Below are 14,966 nucleotides of genomic sequence, written 5' to 3' on the forward strand. Positions count from 1 at the left end.
GGCAGGCCACCTAGCCTCGACGCCATGAGCTCCTTTCTGTACTCCGCCGTCCGTACACCGTTCGGGCGGTTCAACGGCGCGCTGTCGGGCGTTCGGCCGGACGACCTCGCGGCGGGTGTGCTCACCGCGCTGCTGGAGAGGGCGCCCGGGCTGGACCCGGCCGCGGTCGGCGAGGTCGTCTGGGGCAATGCGAACGGTGCGGGCGAGGAGAACCGCAACGTCGGCAGGATGGCCGCGCTGCTCGCGGGGCTGCCGACCAGCGTGCCGGGCACGACGGTCAACCGGCTGTGCGGGTCCAGCCTCGACGCCGCGATGAGCGGCTCCCGGACGATCGAGTCGGGGGACGCCGCCGTGGTGGTGGCCGGCGGAGTCGAGTCGATGACCCGGGCGCCGTGGGTGTTGCCGAAGCCTGCCAGGGGCTTCCCGCCCGGGGACCTCGCCGCGGTGTCGACCACACTCGGCTGGCGGCTGGTGAACCCGCGCATGCCGGAGGAGTGGACCGTCTCGCTCGGCGAGGCCAACGAGCGGCTCGGGGAGAAGCACGCCGTCAGCCGGGAGCGCCAGGACGCGTTCGCCCTGCGCTCCCACCGTCTCGCGGCGGCCGCCTGGGACGAGGGCTTCTACGACGACCTCGTCGTGCCCACCGGGGAACTGGAGCGCGACGAGGGCGTCCGCGCCGACACCTCGATGGAGAAGCTGGCCGGGCTCGGGCCGAGCTTCCGCGCGGACGGCACCATCACCGCCGGCAACGCCTCGCCGCTGAGCGACGGCGCCGCCGCCCTGCTGCTCGGCTCGGCCGCCGCCGCCGACCTGATCGGCCTCGACCCCCTCGCCCGCATCGCCGGACGTGGCGCGTTCGCGCTCGACCCGCAGGACTTCGGCTATGCCCCGGTCGAGGCGGCCGAGCGCGCCCTGGCGCGGGCCGGGATCGGCTGGGACCGGGTCGGCGCGGTCGAGCTCAACGAGGCCTTCGCCGTGCAGTCGCTCGTCTGCGTCGACGCCTGGGGTATCGATCCGGAGATCGTCAACACCCGGGGAGGCGCGATAGCGATCGGCCACCCGCTGGGGGCCAGTGGCGCCCGCGTCCTCGGCACGCTCGCGAAGGTGCTCCGCGAGCGCCGCGAGCGCTGGGGCGTCGCCGCGATCTGCATCGGCGTCGGCCAGGGCCTGGCCGTCGTCCTGGAGAACCTGGACCAGCGGGGCACGGAGGCCGGGGCATGAGCCGGACGGAGATTCTCGAAAGCGTCGACGACGCCGTCCGCGGGATCGAGGACGGCAGCACCGTCCTGGTCGGAGGCTTCGGCTTCGCGGGCATGCCGTTCGACCTCGTCGACGGGCTGATCCGGCAGGGCGCGAAGGACCTCACCATCGTGTCCAACAACGCCGGCAACGGCGACGTCGGGCTTGCCGCGCTGCTCAAGACCGGGCGCGTGCGCAAGGTGGTCTGCTCCTTCCCCCGGCAGAGCGACTCCCACGTGTTCGACGGTCTGTACCGGGCGGGAGAGATCGAGTTGGAGGTCGTGCCGCAGGGCAGTCTCGCCGAGCGGATGCGCGCGGCCGGCGCGGGCATCGGCGCCTTCTACTGCCCGACCGGCGCCGGCACCCCGCTGGCCGAGGGCAAGGAGACCCGGACCATCGACGGGCGCGTCCACGTCCTGGAGTACCCGATCAAGGGCGACGTGGCGCTGATCAGCGCCCATCGCGCCGACACGATGGGCAACCTCGTCTACCGCAAGACCGCACGGAACTTCGGCCCCGTCATGGCGACGGCCGCGACCACCACGATCGTGCAGGTGTCCGGCATCGTCCCCGTCGGCGACCTCGACCCGGAGGCGGTCGTGACGCCCGCCATCTACGTCGACCGCGTCGTCCCGGTCGAGCAGCGGCACTACACCGTCCAAGGAGCGCGCTGACCATGCCCCTCACCACGGGTCCCCTCACTCCGGACGAGCTCGCCGAGGTCGTCGCCCGCGACATCCCGGCCGGCTCGTACGTCAACCTCGGCATCGGCCGGCCCACCAAGGTCGCCGATCATCTCCCCGACGGCGCGGGCATCGTGCTCCACACCGAGAACGGCATGCTCAACATGGGCCCCGCCGCGGTCGGCGATCAGGTCGATCCCGATCTCACGAACGCCGGCAAGGTCCCGGTGACGGAGCTGCCCGGAGCGTCGTACTTCCACCATGCCGATTCCTTCGCCATGATGCGCGGCGGCCACCTCGACGTGTGCGTGCTGGGCGCCTTCCAGGTCTCGGCCACCGGGGACCTCGCCAACTGGCACACCGGTGCCCCCGACGCCGTCCCCGCCGTCGGCGGTGCGATGGATCTGGCCATCGGCGCCAAGCAGGTCTTCGTGATGATGACGCTCTTCGACAAGAAGGGCCGCTCCAAGCTGGTGCCCGCCTGCACTTACCCGCTGACCGGCACCGGCTGCGTCAGCAGGGTCTACACCGACGTCGCCGTCATCGACGTCGGCCCGGACGGGGCGGCGGTCCGCGAGACCTTCGGTGTCACGGTCAGCGAGCTGCGCGACCGGCTCCCGGTCCCCCTCACGACCGCCTGACGCCGCCGGTCGCCGCGAGCGTGTCCGCCTTCACCGATGCCAGCGGCACGTCACCGTCTCCGAAGTCGCCCGACGTTCGTCGGGCATCCTGTCCCGATCGCGCTCCGATCGCCTGCCCCTTGCGCCGTGCAGGCACTGCCCGAACACCTGCCGCACCTGGATCCGCACGTCCAGGGCCGATCCGCGTGGCCGCGTTCTACGACACGCTGACGCGCCGACGGGTCGGCCCTGGCAGTGCTCGTGCGGGCCTCGGCAGGCCCGCACGAGTGCGTGACCGGGGGCCGGCTCCACGACACGTGCCCGCTCGGTCAAGCGGCCGAGTTGTTGCTCGCCTCGTCGGGGCGGGCTTTCGCCGCGGATGGACAGTGGCCGGACAGGCGACAGAGCATGACGCCGACGACGCGGTGACGCGGGACGTATCCGTAGTGCCGCGAGTCCCAGCTCGCCGGGCGGTTGTCGCCGAGCACGACGAGCGTGTGCGGCGGCACCGGCGCGCCGCCGATCCGCGCCACGTCCGGGTCGGCCCAGCCGGCGGGCACATGGTCGCCGGGGACGGCCACGGTCCGCTTGAGCAGCAGCGTGGTGCGGGGCCGGTCGTCGGGACGCAGCAGGGTCACCTGGCCGCGCCGGACCCGCCGGGTACGGCGCACCAGGATCCGGTCGCCCGAGCGCAGGGCGGGTTCCATGCTCGTCCCGTCCACGGTGGTCAGCAGGAGGCCGCGGCGTGCCGCGAGCACCAGCAGCCCGGCCGCGGTGAGCGCCCCGGCGGCGAGGGCGGCGCGGATCACGTGACCTCCTGGTAGCCGGACGCCTGGATCCGGAAGAGGCGGGCGTAACCGCCGTCGGCGGCCATCAGCGCCGCGTGCGTGCCCTGCTCGACGATGCGTCCCTCCCGCAGGACCACGATGCGGTCGGCATCGCGGACGGCGCTCAGCCGGTGCGAGATGAGCAGGCTGGCGCGGTCTCGGCGATGCTCGCGCATCCGCGCGTGCACCTCGTGCTCGGCCTCGGGATCCAGGCCCGCGCCGGGCTCGTCGAGGATCATCAGGTCCCGGCCCTCGCGGACCAGCGCCCGGGCCAGCGCGACCCGCTTCCACTGCCCGCCGGACAGCACCACGCCGGTCGTCTCGTCCGCCTCGCCGAGCGCGAACATACGGGTGAGCGCGGTGTCGTAGCCGCGGGGCAGGGCGGCCAGCCGGTCGTGGACGCCTGCGAGCGCGGCCGCGGCCTCCACCCGGCCCGGCTCGCCCAGGGACGCCAGGTCGCCGAGGGCGATGTTGTCGCGGGCGGTCATCTCGTAGTTCATGTGGTCCTGGAACACCGCGCTGATCCGGGCGCGAAGCGCTTCGGGCGGAATGTCGCGCAGGTCCACGCCGTCCCAGAGGATCTGCCCGCGGGTCGGGTCGTACATCCGGCACAGCAGCTTGACCAGGGTGCTCTTGCCGGCGCCGTTCAGGCCGACGAGCGCCACGGCGTCGCCGTGAGGGATCGTCAGGTCCAGCCCGCGCAGCACCCAGGGGTGGTCGTCGCCGTAGCGGAACCACACGTCGCGCACTTCGATCCCGCGGCGAAGCGGCGGCGCGTCCGCACCGTCCGCGCGGGGCAGGTCGGGTTCGGCGCCGACGACGGCGACGTAGTGGGCGAACGCCAGCAGCCGTGCCTGGCCACCGGACACCGCCGTGGTGAGCCCGGCCAGCGCGGTCTGCACGCCCGCGGCCGCGGCCAGGAACATGGTGACGTCCCCGGCGCTGAGCGCGCCGTCGCGGGCCGCGCCGACCGCCCACCAGAGGCCGGCGCCGGTCACCGCGGCGCTGACCGTGGTCAGCCCGCCCTGGGTGCGCAGCTCGCGCAGGTCCATGCGGCGGGTGGCCCTGTCGGCGTCCCGTCGCTCGCGCATCATGCGCAGGCGCAGGAACGCGCCGATCCCGAACAGCCGGACCTCCGTGGCGGCGGCCGTGCCGGTGAGCAGCTGGCCGTAGAAGAACTCGCGGCGGTGGTACCGCTCGATGCTCCACTCCACGGCCGAGCGCCGACGGGTGAGCAGGACTTCGGCGACGAGGGCGGGCAGGGCTGCGGCGAGCACCAGCCCTGTCATCACCGGGCTGAGGACCGCGAGGGAGGCCAGGAAGCCGATCAGCGACAGCAGCCCGCCGAGCGCCCCGCCGAAGCCGTCCACGATCTCGGGGAGGCGCTGGACGGACTGCTGGGCGAGCCGCAGCCTGTCCTGGAAGGCAGGGTCCTCGAAGGCGCGCAGCCCCACCTGGCGTTCGGCGGCGGCGAACAGCCGGTCGGTGCCGGCCGCTCCGGCCGCCCGGCCGATCTGGGACCGCACATAGTGGGCGGCGAGCGGCAGGAACGCGCCCGCCGTCCCCGCGGCGACCAGTCCGAGCGCCAGGCCCGCGACCGGGCCGTGCGAGGCGGTCAGCCGGTCGATCACGAGTTTGGTGAGCCAGGCGGTGACGACGGGCGTCGCGGCCGTCGCCAGCGTGACGGCCAGGAAGAGCGGAACCCGCAGGGGGGCGGCCCGGCCGATCAGCGACATGGTCGCGGCGGCCGAGGCGCGCAGCTCGCGCGGCCCGATCCGCCGGTCCGGCGCCGGGGCGTCGGACACGCTCAGCCCCGGCCGGCCGGCACCGGGAGCCGGTCGATCCGAGTGCCGGTCGCGGCGATCCGCCCGTCCTCGCCGACCACGTAGAGGGCGGGGGTCCACTCGTTCTGGAACGCGCGGGCCATCGGGCCGCCGTCGAGATCGGCGAGCACCACCCTGGCGACGGGCCGCAGGGCCGCCACCACCCCCGGGGCGTCGCCGCCGACCACCGCGAGGACGTGCTCCGTGCCCAGGTCGCGAGCTCGGCCGGCGAAGGACGGCAGGAGATCGTGGCACGCCTCGCAGTCGGCGGAGAAGAACCCGACCATGCCGGTCAGGTCGCGGTGCGTCACCGGGTCGCCGTCGATGGTCACCGCCGCGAACTCCCCCACGGGGGCGCCGGGCTCCAAGGCGAACAGGCCGTCGGCGTCGCCCGCTGACCGGAGGGCGTCCTCCCGCATCCGGCGCAGGATGCCGACCGTCAGCAGCAGGTTCAGCAGGCACAGGACACCGAGCAGCACGACGGCCGCCGCAAGAAATGGCATCAGAGATTCCTAGCGAAGAGTTCGACGATGGAGTCGAATGAGATGACCAGAATCACCGCGACCGGACCGGCGGTCGCGCGATCGCCATTCCGGCCGACCGGCGTCCGACCGGCCGGTTCCGATGCACCCGAATCACGATGAGCACAAGCGCCGAATTACGGAGGCTAACAAGGGCCGAATGGCGTTCCGGCGGCGCCGAGTCAGCGGCGTGATCGCAGTCGCCTTTGCCGAGCGCGCGGGCGATAGCGGCGCTGGACGGGGACCAGCGGCAGACCGGCCGAGCGCCAGACCGGCCTCCGTGGCGGGCGAGGCCGGCAGTACCGGCACCGCCGCTTCGGCCCCGACGACGCCCGCCGCCACCGAACGCGCCAGGGCGCGGGCCGGCCGAGAGGAGCGCGCACACGTGTTCCCACTGAAGACCGCGAGGACCAGGGCGAACAAGCCGGGGCAGGCCACCGGCACGTGGCCCATGGAGAGCCCTTCGCCCACCGGGCGGCGGCGCGGCCGCACCGCCGCCCGGTGGTCGCCGCCGGATCGGGTCAGCAGCTGCTGCGGATCTTGGTCCAGCTACAGCCCGAGTCCAGGCAGCAGAACCGGTACCAGTAGCCGGGGTGCCCGGCGGCGTTGCAGAAGTAGGTGCCGCTGCACGCCGATCCGGTGGCCTTCGGGACGATGCGCTCCAGCGCACGGTCGATGAGACGGCTCATCGCATCTCCTTTTCGTCATGGCCAGAGAATTCCGGAGAGAAGGAAATCGTCACCGGGCCGTGCGCGCGCTGAAGTCCGCGGCCGGCGCCATTTCTTCTCCGGATTACTCCCCGGCACGGGGGCTGGCCCAAGTATCACCCCCGGCACCGCGAGCACCGCAACCCCCGGCGAACGACATGATGATCTTTGTGTCATCTTGATGAACGTCACGGTGTTAGTGATCAACAACTCCTGTGTTTGCTGCTCCACGGCGACGGCCGGCCGATCGGCCTCCAGCGCGCTATGCGGGCTGGTGTTCCGTCGGGCACGGCACCGGGAGACTGCATCTGGGCAAGGGCGGCCCACAGGAGGTCGAACCCTGGCCGGGGCGTCAGGAGCCGGGGAGGATTTCGATGCGCATGCTGTCGCTCTCCCTGAGCAGATAGGTGGCGTTCACCCCGGGACGCCACCCGACCGGCAGTACGTAGTATCGCCCGGCGCGGCCGATCAGGAGCCGCAGTCCCTGGTAGCGCTGCGCGTACATGTTCCCCTTCGGTAGCCGCTCGGCCGTCACGCCTGGTCCGGACAGGGCGAGGGGCTTTGTGGTGTAGACGACCACAGCGGTGCGCGTCCGAAGGCCCCTGGTGATCTCATGGGCCTCGGCGGTCCCCTCGTCCTTCGCGTACACGCCGGTAGCCCACAGTGCGCACGCGGCCGCCGTGATCAGCCCCACCGCGTACGCCCCTGTGCCGGCCGACCGGGTCAGCAGGAGCACCCCGGCCGCCGTCAGTGCCAGCGTCAGGTAGAGGTTGTCGGTGATCCTGGTCACCGACAGGATCACCAGCGCGCCCGCCGCGAGCAGCAGCATCAGCCCGGCCCGCTGCCGGGCCAGGGGGTCGCCCGCCAGGGCCGCCGCCCGGTGTAGCGGTCTGCGAACGAAGCCGGGTACTGCTCGCCCGGGTATCAGCTCCGTCAGCCGCAGCTGGGGAAGCGTGGTGACGATCAGCCAGACGATCGCTCCGAACACCAGCGTGGAAGAGAAGACCGTCCCGGCGCTGCGCAGGACGTACTCGGTGGGACCGATCTCCAAATCGAGCGGATTGACTCGGAAATATCCGTAAACGGCATTGGTGTAGCACCAGCCCATGTAGAACAGCGCTCCCACGGCCAGGGAGATGTTCGCCGTGATCACTCCGACGACCCGCTCGGCCCCGGCCCTGGCCTCACCCGCCATGGAGACCCCTTGCGTTCTGATGTTTCCCCTAGTGCAAGCAAAGCCTTCTGGGTATTCTAGACATACGGGGCGTTGAAAATGGGGGCGTTCATGTTACAGAGCTTCCGTGCGTTCGGCTTTGTCCTGGTCGCCACTTTGATCGCCTCCTGCGGCTCCTCTGACAAAGACGAACCGCCGAGTCGGGGACCGGGCGCGGGGGGCGCCTCCTCGATGAGTCCGTCCGCCTCCTGCGGACCGGACGTGGGTGGCGACGTGGTGCCGCCGGCCTGCGCGAGTCCCCAGCCGTCGTCTGGAACGGGACCGCCCAGAGTGATCGCCGGACCGATCACCGTCCAGCCCGGCACCGGTGAATATTGGATCAACGTGGCGGTGGCGGGGACGGGTGGAATTTCCCTCAGGGGAGGAACGAATACGACGGCCGATACTCCCAGTTCAGGAACCTGCTACGACTCCTGCCGCTATTTGGTGAATGGCGTGACCCCCGTGATCCTGGCGCCTACCGGCGGCCACACCGTCTATGATCCGTCGACCCAGCAGAACGTGTGGACAGGCCCGTGCGGAGGACGGGACGGCAGGACGGTCTGCGAGTTCGAGATCGCGTTGGGCGTGAACACTGACATGAGGTTTTCTCTGCGCCCCGCCACTGAGGATCCCGAGCCGATCGGCCCGACGCCCCCAGGCCCGAGCGGGGCGCCGACCGAGGAGACGCCCAGCCCCGAGTCCTCCTGACCTCGTGGGGTGCGAAACCGGGGTTCAGATCCTGACCTGCCTTTCGTGCTCAGCACGCGTGCGAGGTCGGGTGTGCGTCTTTCCCCATCGCTCGTTTGCGAGACGACTTCCGGAGCTTCGGTTATCGCCGAACGCTGCCCCGTTGTCCCCTCAGGCCGGCGAGGAGGTCATCGAGAGCCTGAGCGAGGGCTTCCGAGTTGGCACGGGTGAACCAGGTGGTGCGTATGCGCTCGTTGTTCCCCTTCGGGGTCTCATGGTTGGCCGCGAGTTGCTGCAGGGTCCGGGTCTCGTCGTTCAGGGCACGACCGACCCCCTGGAAGAGACTGCGCACGTAGCTTTCCGCGTCGTCGGAGGCGATGCCGTGGCCGACGGCCCAGGAGGTGAGCGCGGCGAGGTAGGAGTAGTGGGTGGTCAGCGTCCCCGTCAGTGCGGAGAAGACGTCGAAGGCCGCCTCGTCCGCGACTGGGAGCGCCCCGCCCAGGTGCTCGAAAAGGGAGTCCGCCACCGGGTGGGACGGGTACGTCACCGTGACGGAGCGGCGTTCGCGTATGGCGGGCAGCGGGATGGCCCTTACGAGCGGGGCGTCGGTGGCCAGTGTCCTGCGCAGGTCGTCGCCGCCGACGCCGGCCATCACGTTGATCACGATCTTGTCGTCGGCCACCACCAGGCCGGCGAGTGCTTCGTGCCGGTCCGGACGGCGTACAGCGATGATCACGATCTCGGAGCGGTCCACCACCGCCTGGTTGTCGGGACACACCCGCACGCCTTCGTAGTGCTCGGACAGCTCCGCGGCGGTGCGGGCTCCGCGAGGGGAGAGGAACACTTCGGGCGCATCGTCGCCCCGGTAGTACAGGCCGTCCACGATGGCTCGGCCGATCTCTCCCACCCCGATGATGCCGATGCGCTTCATGTCTTCTCCTTCATGCGTCCGGCGAGACTCGACGCCTGCGCGGTGCGGGTGAGCCGGGCCGCCAGCTCCCCCGCCTGTTCGGGACGGGGGTTGGCGCCGGTCAGCACCGTCGCCGACCGGTCGCCGGCGACCACACCCTCGGCGATCGCCGCCAGGCCGGCCGCCCCCGCCGGTTCCAGTACGATCCCCAGCGTGCGCGCCGCCAACTCCATGGCGGCGGCGATGGCCTCGTCGCTCACCAGGACGATCTCGTCCACCAGGGCGCGGGCTCGCCGCACCGACGCCTCCAGCGGGCCGCACACCGCTATCCCGTCGGCGAAGGTGCGAGCGCGGTCGAGGCGGACCGCGCGGCCGGCGCGCAGGCTCTCCAGCATCGAGGGAGCGCCTTCGGCGTTGACCCCCACGATCCGGGTGCCGGGGGCGTGCTGCTTCATCCAGCGTGCCACGCCGTTGATCAGGGCGCCGTCGCCGACCGGGAGTACGACGGCGTCGAAGCCCGAAGCGCCCGGTGCGCCACGGGTCAGCTCGACTCCGATCGTCCCGGCGCCCTCGGCGATCGCGGCCTGCAGGCCGTCCTGCAGGTGGATCCGGTCAGGATGGCTCTCGGCATGGGCGGCTGCGGCCCTCCGCGCCGACGAGCCGTCGGCCCCCGCCGTGACGACCCGGGCGCCGAAGGTCTCCATCCGCTCCCGCTTGGCGGGATTGACCGTCTCGGGCACGAACACCTCGACCGGCATCCCGCGGGCCCGTCCCGCGTAGGCGACGGCCTGCCCGAAGTTGCCCGAACTTGCGCACACCACCGGAGTGCCGGGGGCCATTGTGCTCAGCATCAGGTCGGCGCCCCGGCCCTTGAAGCTGCGCACCGGGTTGGCCGTCTCCAGCTTCACCGTCACCGCGCGGCCGCCCAGCGCCCGGCACAGCTGCTCGTCGAGGTACTGCGGGGTGTTGAGGAACACCGGATCGATCACCCTTAGGGCCTTCTCGATCCGCGCAACTTCCAGATCCATACGCCGCCTTTCCTCGGGTGGCTCGGGGACCTGGCCGACGCTAATCGAACTCCCGATCGAAGCGATTGAGAATTTTCGCGCCACAACGCAATAATCTTGCATGCCCGAATCGCCGCCACCCCGTCTGGACGAGATCGACGGCCTGCTGCTGGACCTCCTCCAGCACGACGCCGGACGCACCTTGCACGACCTCGGCGAACAGGTCGGGCTCTCACCGAGCGCCGTCCAGCGGCGGATCGCCCGCTACCGCAAGGACGGCCTCATCGCCGGGCAGGTCGCCGTCCTCGACCCGCACCGCTTCGGTCCCACCGTCCTCGCCACGGTGCTGGTCACCCTGGCCCAGGAATCGTTCGAGCACCATCGGATCTTCTCCGACCGGATGCGCTCGAACCCGCAGGTCCAGCAGTGCTACCGGGTCGCGGGACCATGGGACTACGTGGTCGTCCTGGCCGCGCGCAGCATGCGCGACTGCGGCCGGCTCGGTGACCGCCTGTTCAAGGCGGACGACAACATCAGTCGTTACGAGACCCTGGTCGTCTTCGACACCGTCAAGACCGGCCTGGCTCTCCCGCTTCCCGCGCCGGGTCACGGGACGGGCGGCCATGACCCGCTCCCCCGCGGGCTCACTCCAGGTCGTCGAAGTGATCCAGAAGATCACTGACGCCGGTTCCGGTGAGAGGCTGCTCGGTCCAGATGGTCTTACCGCGGGGGGTGTGGCGGGTTCCCCAGCGCTGGGTGAGCTGCGCGACGAGAAGGAGGCCGCGCCCTCCTTCGTCGAGAAGGCGGGCACGGCGCAGGTGCGGGGCGGTGCTGGCGCCGTCGGAGACCTCGCAGATGAGCGTCCGGTCCCGGATGATGCGCAGTTGGATCGGCCCCCTGGCGTAGCGGATGGCGTTGGTCACGAGCTCGCTGACGATGAGCTCGGTGACGTAGACGGCCTCGTCGAGGCCCCACTCCGTGAGCCGTTCGGTCACCAGGTTGCGGGTCTCGGCGACGATGGCCGGGTCGGCGGGCAGATCCCAGCTGGCGAATCGGTCCGCGCTCAGGACGTTGGTGCGGGCGACGAGGAGCGCGGCGTCGTCCACGGGGCTGTCCGGCAGGGCGGCGTTGAAGACGCTGTCGCAGGTCTCGGCCAAGGACGATGAGCGGCGGGTCAGGGCCCGACGCAGGCGTTCGAGCCCGACATCGATGTCGTGATCGCGGGACTCGACGAGGCCGTCGGTGTAGAAGGCCAGGACGCTGCCCTCCGGCAGTTCGACCTCGGTGCTCTCGAAGGGCAGGCCACCGACGCCGAGGGGCGGGCCGGCGGGCAGGTCGAGGAAGCCGACCGAGCCGTCGGGCGCGATGAGCGCGGGTGGAGGGTGGCCGGCGCGCGCGGCCGTGCATCGGCGGGACACGGGGTCGTAGACGGCGTACAGGCAGGTGGCGCCCACCTCGTTCTCCGCCTCGTCGTGAGCGCCGGTGGCCTCCTCGGCGGAGAACCGGCTGACGAGATCGTCGAGACGGGTGAGGAGCTCGTCGGGAGAGGAGTCGACGTCGGCGAGGGTGCGCACGGCGGTCCGCAGCCGTCCCATGGTGGCGGAGGCGTGGATGCCGTGGCCGACGACATCACCGACGACGAGCGCTACCCGTGCGCTGGACAACGGGATGACGTCGAACCAGTCCCCGCTCACACCGACGTGGGAGCTGGCCGGCAGATAGCAGGTGGCGGCCTCCACGGCCGACTGCTCGGAGAGGCGGTGCGGGAGCAGGCTGCGCTGAAGTGTCAGGGCGGTGGTGCGCTCGCGGGTGTAGCGTCGGGCGTTGTCGATGGAGACGGCCGCCCGGGCGGTGAGTTCCTCGGCCAGGAGCACGTCGTCCGGCTCGAAGGGCTCTGCGGACTCGCTCCGGACGAAGGCGGCGACGCCGAGGGTGACGCCGCGAGCGCGTATCGGCACCGAGAGGATCGAGCGCAGTCGGTACCGGTCGATGGCTTCCGCCCACGCGGGGTGGCGAGCGGCCGCCGCAACGACTTCGGGGTCGTCGACGTTCATCAGGATCGCCTGGCCGGTGGCCAGGCAGCGGGCCGGCGGCCACAGTTCGGGACGCAGGCCGAGGCCGCTTTGATCCACGCCCGTCCCGTCGTCGAAGGCGGACCGGCGTGCCACGCTCCGCAGCGCGATCTGGTCGGTCAGCGGCCCTGGGTCCGGTTCGTCGCCGACGAGCACCGCTTCGAGCAGGTCGACGATGGCGAGTTCGGCGAAATGGGGCACCACCATGTCGGCCAGTTCCTGGGCGGTTTCGGTGACGTCCAAGGTGGTGCCGATACGGGTACTGGCCTCGCTCAGCATGGTCAGACGTTGCCGTGCGCGGTACTGCTCCGTGTTGTCAAGGACGCCCACCCAGACGGCTTGTGTCCGTCCTGCCCGGTCATTGAGCGGGGACATGAAGACCGACCAGTTGCGCTCGCGGGTCTCGCCTGGGACTCGCCGGTAGGTCTCCCTGTGCACGGGCTGCCCCGTGTCGAGCACATGGCGCAGGTGTTGCTCCAGCAGCCTCCAGTGGGGCCCCGGAAGGACGTCTCTCAAAAGGCGTCCGCGCACTTCGGCTTCCGTGAGGTTGATCCTTCTGCACATGACGTCATTGACTCTGACGAGCCGCAGGTCCCTGTCATGGATCGCCATGGCGAAACGGGACTGGGCGAACGCCAGATCAAGCAGGCGCGCGTCATCCTGGTTTCCGAAGTCGGCGGTGGAGATCTCCGGGGTGGTGAGGGACACGACAAGCCATTCATCCCTGCCGCGGCTGTCGTGACCGGGGTAGGCGAGCAGTTCCACCGTCACCCGCCCGCCGTCCCTGTGCCAGAGCGGAACCTTCCCGCTCCAGGGAGCGGGACGGGGCGACCGCCACAGATCCGGCGAAGGAGAAGCCGCTGCCAGCAGACGGGACGCCGGACGTCCCATCACCTCTTCGGCGGTGTACCCCAGCAGCCGCTGGGCACCGGGACTCCAGGCCGCCACCAGCCCTTGCTCGTCCACGACTGCCGTGGCGACCGCAGGGCCCGATTCCTCTTCTCCGCCCTGAGGGCCGCTGATGTGCGCGTCCATTATCGCGTCCAGATTTTTGGGGAATCTTCCGCAGGCTGCCGCAGCTCAATGTCCCCAAACTATTTCTGGGGGCAAGTAAACCATAACGGACTTTAGAGTAAAAAAGGGGTATCTCGGTCGCAATTTCCTCACTAACCCGACAATCGGCCGAGGGGCGGATGCGGGCCGCCGCGCGGCGGCGGCCCGCTCATCCAGCGTTGGGGGCGTTGCCGCCGGCGATGACGCCGCCGGCGCTGCCCGGGTCGTGAAGGGGGAGCCGCAGTGTGAAGCGGGTGCCCGGTGAATGATCGGCGATGTGGAGGTCGCCGTGGTGGCCCTGGGCGATCTGGCGGGCGATGGCCAGGCCCAGGCCGGTGCCTTCGGGATCGGCTCGACGGGCGTCGGAACGCCGGTAGAAGCGATCGAAGACCTTCTCGCGTTCGTCGACGGGGATGCCGGCCCCATCGTCGGTGACCTCCAGCACCGCCTTCCCCTGCTGCTGGGCGACCGTGACGTCGACGCGGGCTCGGGCGTGGCGCTCGGCGTTGTCGAGCAGGTTGTTCAACAAGCGGGTCAGCCGGACGGGTGAGGCGTCCACGATGACGCCGACGGCGAGGTCGACGGTGAGGTCCGGGGGTCTTGGGCCCTGGGCCCGGCGGTCGGTCTCGGCCCGGACCAGGTGCGCCAAGTCGACCTCCTGCGTCCGCCAGGGGGCATTGGCCTCCAACCGGGCCAGTTCCAGCAGGTCGGCGACGATATCGCCGAGACGCTCGGCGTCGTACAGTGCGGAGTGCAGGATCTGGTGGGAGTCGGCGTCGGGGTCGGTGAGGGCGACCTCCAACCGGGTCCGCAGCCCGGCGAGCGGACCGCGAAGGTCATGGGAGGTATCGGCGACCACCTGCCGCTGATGCTGCAACGCCTGCTGTGCCGCCACCGCGGCCCGGTGCTCGCGTGCTTCGGCGCGCCGCAGCCGTTGGTTGACCTCCTGCAGCTCACGGGCCCGCACGAACAGCTCGGCCTCGATCGCTCTTGTCCGCGCGGCCAGCGCCTGCGGCTGCAGCCCGGTGCCGCTGTCGGCCTCGCGCAGCTCCCGGATGAAGCCGGTCACCTCCTCCACCCGGTTGATGATCAGCGCCACCCGCCCGTCCGGCCCCAGCACCGGGGCGTTGAGGATGGTCCAGTATCGCTCGTGAAAGACCCCGGGCCGTCCCGGCTCCTCGGTGTCGTACTGCTGCAGCGGCATGGTGTCGACCTCGGCCATCTCCACCACCCGTTCCAGCGACGCGCGCAGCTGGTCGGCGCTGCGCCCCGCCGCCCCGCCCGGAAAGACCTCGAACACGTTCCGGCCGACCAACTGCTCCCGTGACCAGCCCGTCAATCGCTCATAGGCGCAGTTCACCGCGACGTACACCCATGCGGACGACAGGATCGAGACCGCCACTGGCGACGCCTCAAAGATCGCCGAAAAGTCGACTTCGGCCACCTTCATTCCTTATCCACACTGCGGGCAACCAACGCCCAACAAAGAGTCGAAATGCCCCCAAGCCAGCGCCAAGGGCTCGCGACAGCGCGGCGGCGCGGCCGCCCGGCACCCGCCCAGGACAAGATCACCCGCAGGCGGCAACGGATCAAGGCCAGAA

Annotated in this window: 13 protein-coding genes; 4 read left to right on the plus strand and 9 right to left on the minus strand. The window is 71.0% G+C overall.

The features are described from left to right. Positions 1-24 precede the first annotated feature (24 nt). The 3 genes from BJ999_RS24730 to BJ999_RS24740 are packed head-to-tail and all read left to right on the plus strand — an operon-like array spanning position 25 to position 2,563. Complete coding sequence (locus BJ999_RS24730) at positions 25-1,221, plus strand: thiolase family protein (RefSeq protein ID WP_179835503.1); 1,197 nt, start codon at positions 25-27, stop codon at positions 1,219-1,221. Then, positions 1,218-1,913 (plus strand): 3-oxoacid CoA-transferase subunit A, encoded by a 696-nt coding sequence (locus BJ999_RS24735; protein WP_179835504.1) that lies wholly within the window; start codon positions 1,218-1,220, stop codon positions 1,911-1,913. The genes BJ999_RS24730 and BJ999_RS24735 overlap by 4 nt, the downstream gene beginning before the upstream one ends. A gap of 2 nt (positions 1,914-1,915) precedes the next feature. After that, positions 1,916-2,563 carry a 3-oxoacid CoA-transferase subunit B gene (locus BJ999_RS24740; RefSeq protein WP_179835505.1) on the plus strand — a complete coding sequence of 216 codons (648 nt, stop codon included), beginning with the start codon at positions 1,916-1,918 and terminating at the stop codon, positions 2,561-2,563. Between the two features lie 308 nt (positions 2,564-2,871). Here the strand turns inward: BJ999_RS24740 and BJ999_RS24745 are convergent, their stop codons facing one another. From BJ999_RS24745 to BJ999_RS24775, 7 genes are all read right to left on the minus strand, one after another. After that, positions 2,872-3,351: a S26 family signal peptidase gene (locus BJ999_RS24745; protein WP_218935207.1), complete on the minus strand. Its 480-nt coding sequence runs from the start codon at positions 3,349-3,351 to the stop codon at positions 2,872-2,874. Beyond that, complete coding sequence (locus BJ999_RS24750) at positions 3,348-5,174, minus strand: ABC transporter ATP-binding protein (RefSeq protein WP_229810373.1); 1,827 nt, start codon at positions 5,172-5,174, stop codon at positions 3,348-3,350. Before BJ999_RS24750 ends, BJ999_RS24745 begins: the two co-directional genes overlap by 4 nt. A gap of 2 nt (positions 5,175-5,176) precedes the next feature. Continuing rightward, positions 5,177-5,695, minus strand: a complete 519-nt coding sequence (locus BJ999_RS24755; RefSeq protein WP_179835506.1) for a thioredoxin domain-containing protein — start codon at positions 5,693-5,695, stop codon at positions 5,177-5,179. Positions 5,696-6,234: 539 nt separating this feature from the next. Further along, positions 6,235-6,402 carry a hypothetical protein gene (locus BJ999_RS24760; protein ID WP_179835507.1) on the minus strand — a complete coding sequence of 56 codons (168 nt, stop codon included), beginning with the start codon at positions 6,400-6,402 and terminating at the stop codon, positions 6,235-6,237. Positions 6,403-6,772: 370 nt separating this feature from the next. Then, complete coding sequence (locus tag BJ999_RS24765; protein ID WP_179835508.1) at positions 6,773-7,615, minus strand: hypothetical protein; 843 nt, start codon at positions 7,613-7,615, stop codon at positions 6,773-6,775. 850 nt (positions 7,616-8,465) lie between these two features. Next, complete coding sequence (locus BJ999_RS24770) at positions 8,466-9,254, minus strand: NAD(P)-binding domain-containing protein (RefSeq protein ID WP_179835509.1); 789 nt, start codon at positions 9,252-9,254, stop codon at positions 8,466-8,468. Then, positions 9,251-10,261, minus strand: a complete 1,011-nt coding sequence (locus tag BJ999_RS24775) for a threonine ammonia-lyase (RefSeq protein WP_179835510.1) — start codon at positions 10,259-10,261, stop codon at positions 9,251-9,253. Before BJ999_RS24775 ends, BJ999_RS24770 begins: the two co-directional genes overlap by 4 nt. 100 nt (positions 10,262-10,361) lie before the next feature. Here BJ999_RS24775 and BJ999_RS24780 point away from each other — a divergent pair, with 100 nt between their 5' ends. Continuing rightward, the gene (locus BJ999_RS24780) at positions 10,362-10,922 is read left to right on the plus strand and encodes an Lrp/AsnC family transcriptional regulator (RefSeq protein ID WP_179835511.1); all 561 of its coding nucleotides are present in this window, start codon (positions 10,362-10,364) and stop codon (positions 10,920-10,922) included. On the opposite strand, the gene BJ999_RS24785 is transcribed toward BJ999_RS24780, so the two are convergent. Together BJ999_RS24785 and BJ999_RS24790 are read right to left on the minus strand one after the other, a co-directional pair. Continuing rightward, on the minus strand, positions 10,885-13,347 hold the full coding sequence (locus BJ999_RS24785) for a SpoIIE family protein phosphatase (protein ID WP_179835512.1): 2,463 nt from the start codon (positions 13,345-13,347) through the stop codon (positions 10,885-10,887). The two genes, BJ999_RS24780 and BJ999_RS24785, sit on opposite strands and share 38 nt — an antisense overlap. A 187-nt stretch (positions 13,348-13,534) precedes the next feature. Then, complete coding sequence (locus BJ999_RS24790; protein WP_244983809.1) at positions 13,535-14,815, minus strand: sensor histidine kinase; 1,281 nt, start codon at positions 14,813-14,815, stop codon at positions 13,535-13,537. Positions 14,816-14,966 lie beyond the last annotated feature (151 nt).

It is taken from the genome of Actinomadura citrea, assembly GCF_013409045.1.
GTDB lineage: Bacteria > Actinomycetota > Actinomycetes > Streptosporangiales > Streptosporangiaceae > Spirillospora > Spirillospora citrea.

What these genes read in the sequence shown, in the direction of transcription:
- BJ999_RS24790 (WP_244983809.1), bottom strand. Translation starts at nt 14,815, where the DNA reads ATGAAGGTGGCCGAAGTCGACTTTTCGGCGATCTTTGAGGCGTCGCCA.
- BJ999_RS24770 (WP_179835509.1), bottom strand. Translation starts at nt 9,254, where the DNA reads ATGAAGCGCATCGGCATCATCGGGGTGGGAGAGATCGGCCGAGCCATC.
- BJ999_RS24765 (WP_179835508.1), bottom strand. Translation starts at nt 7,615, where the DNA reads ATGGCGGGTGAGGCCAGGGCCGGGGCCGAGCGGGTCGTCGGAGTGATC.
- BJ999_RS24775 (WP_179835510.1), bottom strand. Translation starts at nt 10,261, where the DNA reads ATGGATCTGGAAGTTGCGCGGATCGAGAAGGCCCTAAGGGTGATCGAT.
- BJ999_RS24760 (WP_179835507.1), bottom strand. Translation starts at nt 6,402, where the DNA reads ATGAGCCGTCTCATCGACCGTGCGCTGGAGCGCATCGTCCCGAAGGCC.
- BJ999_RS24780 (WP_179835511.1), top strand. Translation starts at nt 10,362, where the DNA reads ATGCCCGAATCGCCGCCACCCCGTCTGGACGAGATCGACGGCCTGCTG.
- BJ999_RS24735 (WP_179835504.1), top strand. Translation starts at nt 1,218, where the DNA reads ATGAGCCGGACGGAGATTCTCGAAAGCGTCGACGACGCCGTCCGCGGG.
- BJ999_RS24755 (WP_179835506.1), bottom strand. Translation starts at nt 5,695, where the DNA reads ATGCCATTTCTTGCGGCGGCCGTCGTGCTGCTCGGTGTCCTGTGCCTG.
- BJ999_RS24730 (WP_179835503.1), top strand. Translation starts at nt 25, where the DNA reads ATGAGCTCCTTTCTGTACTCCGCCGTCCGTACACCGTTCGGGCGGTTC.
- BJ999_RS24785 (WP_179835512.1), bottom strand. Translation starts at nt 13,347, where the DNA reads ATGGACGCGCACATCAGCGGCCCTCAGGGCGGAGAAGAGGAATCGGGC.
- BJ999_RS24740 (WP_179835505.1), top strand. Translation starts at nt 1,916, where the DNA reads ATGCCCCTCACCACGGGTCCCCTCACTCCGGACGAGCTCGCCGAGGTC.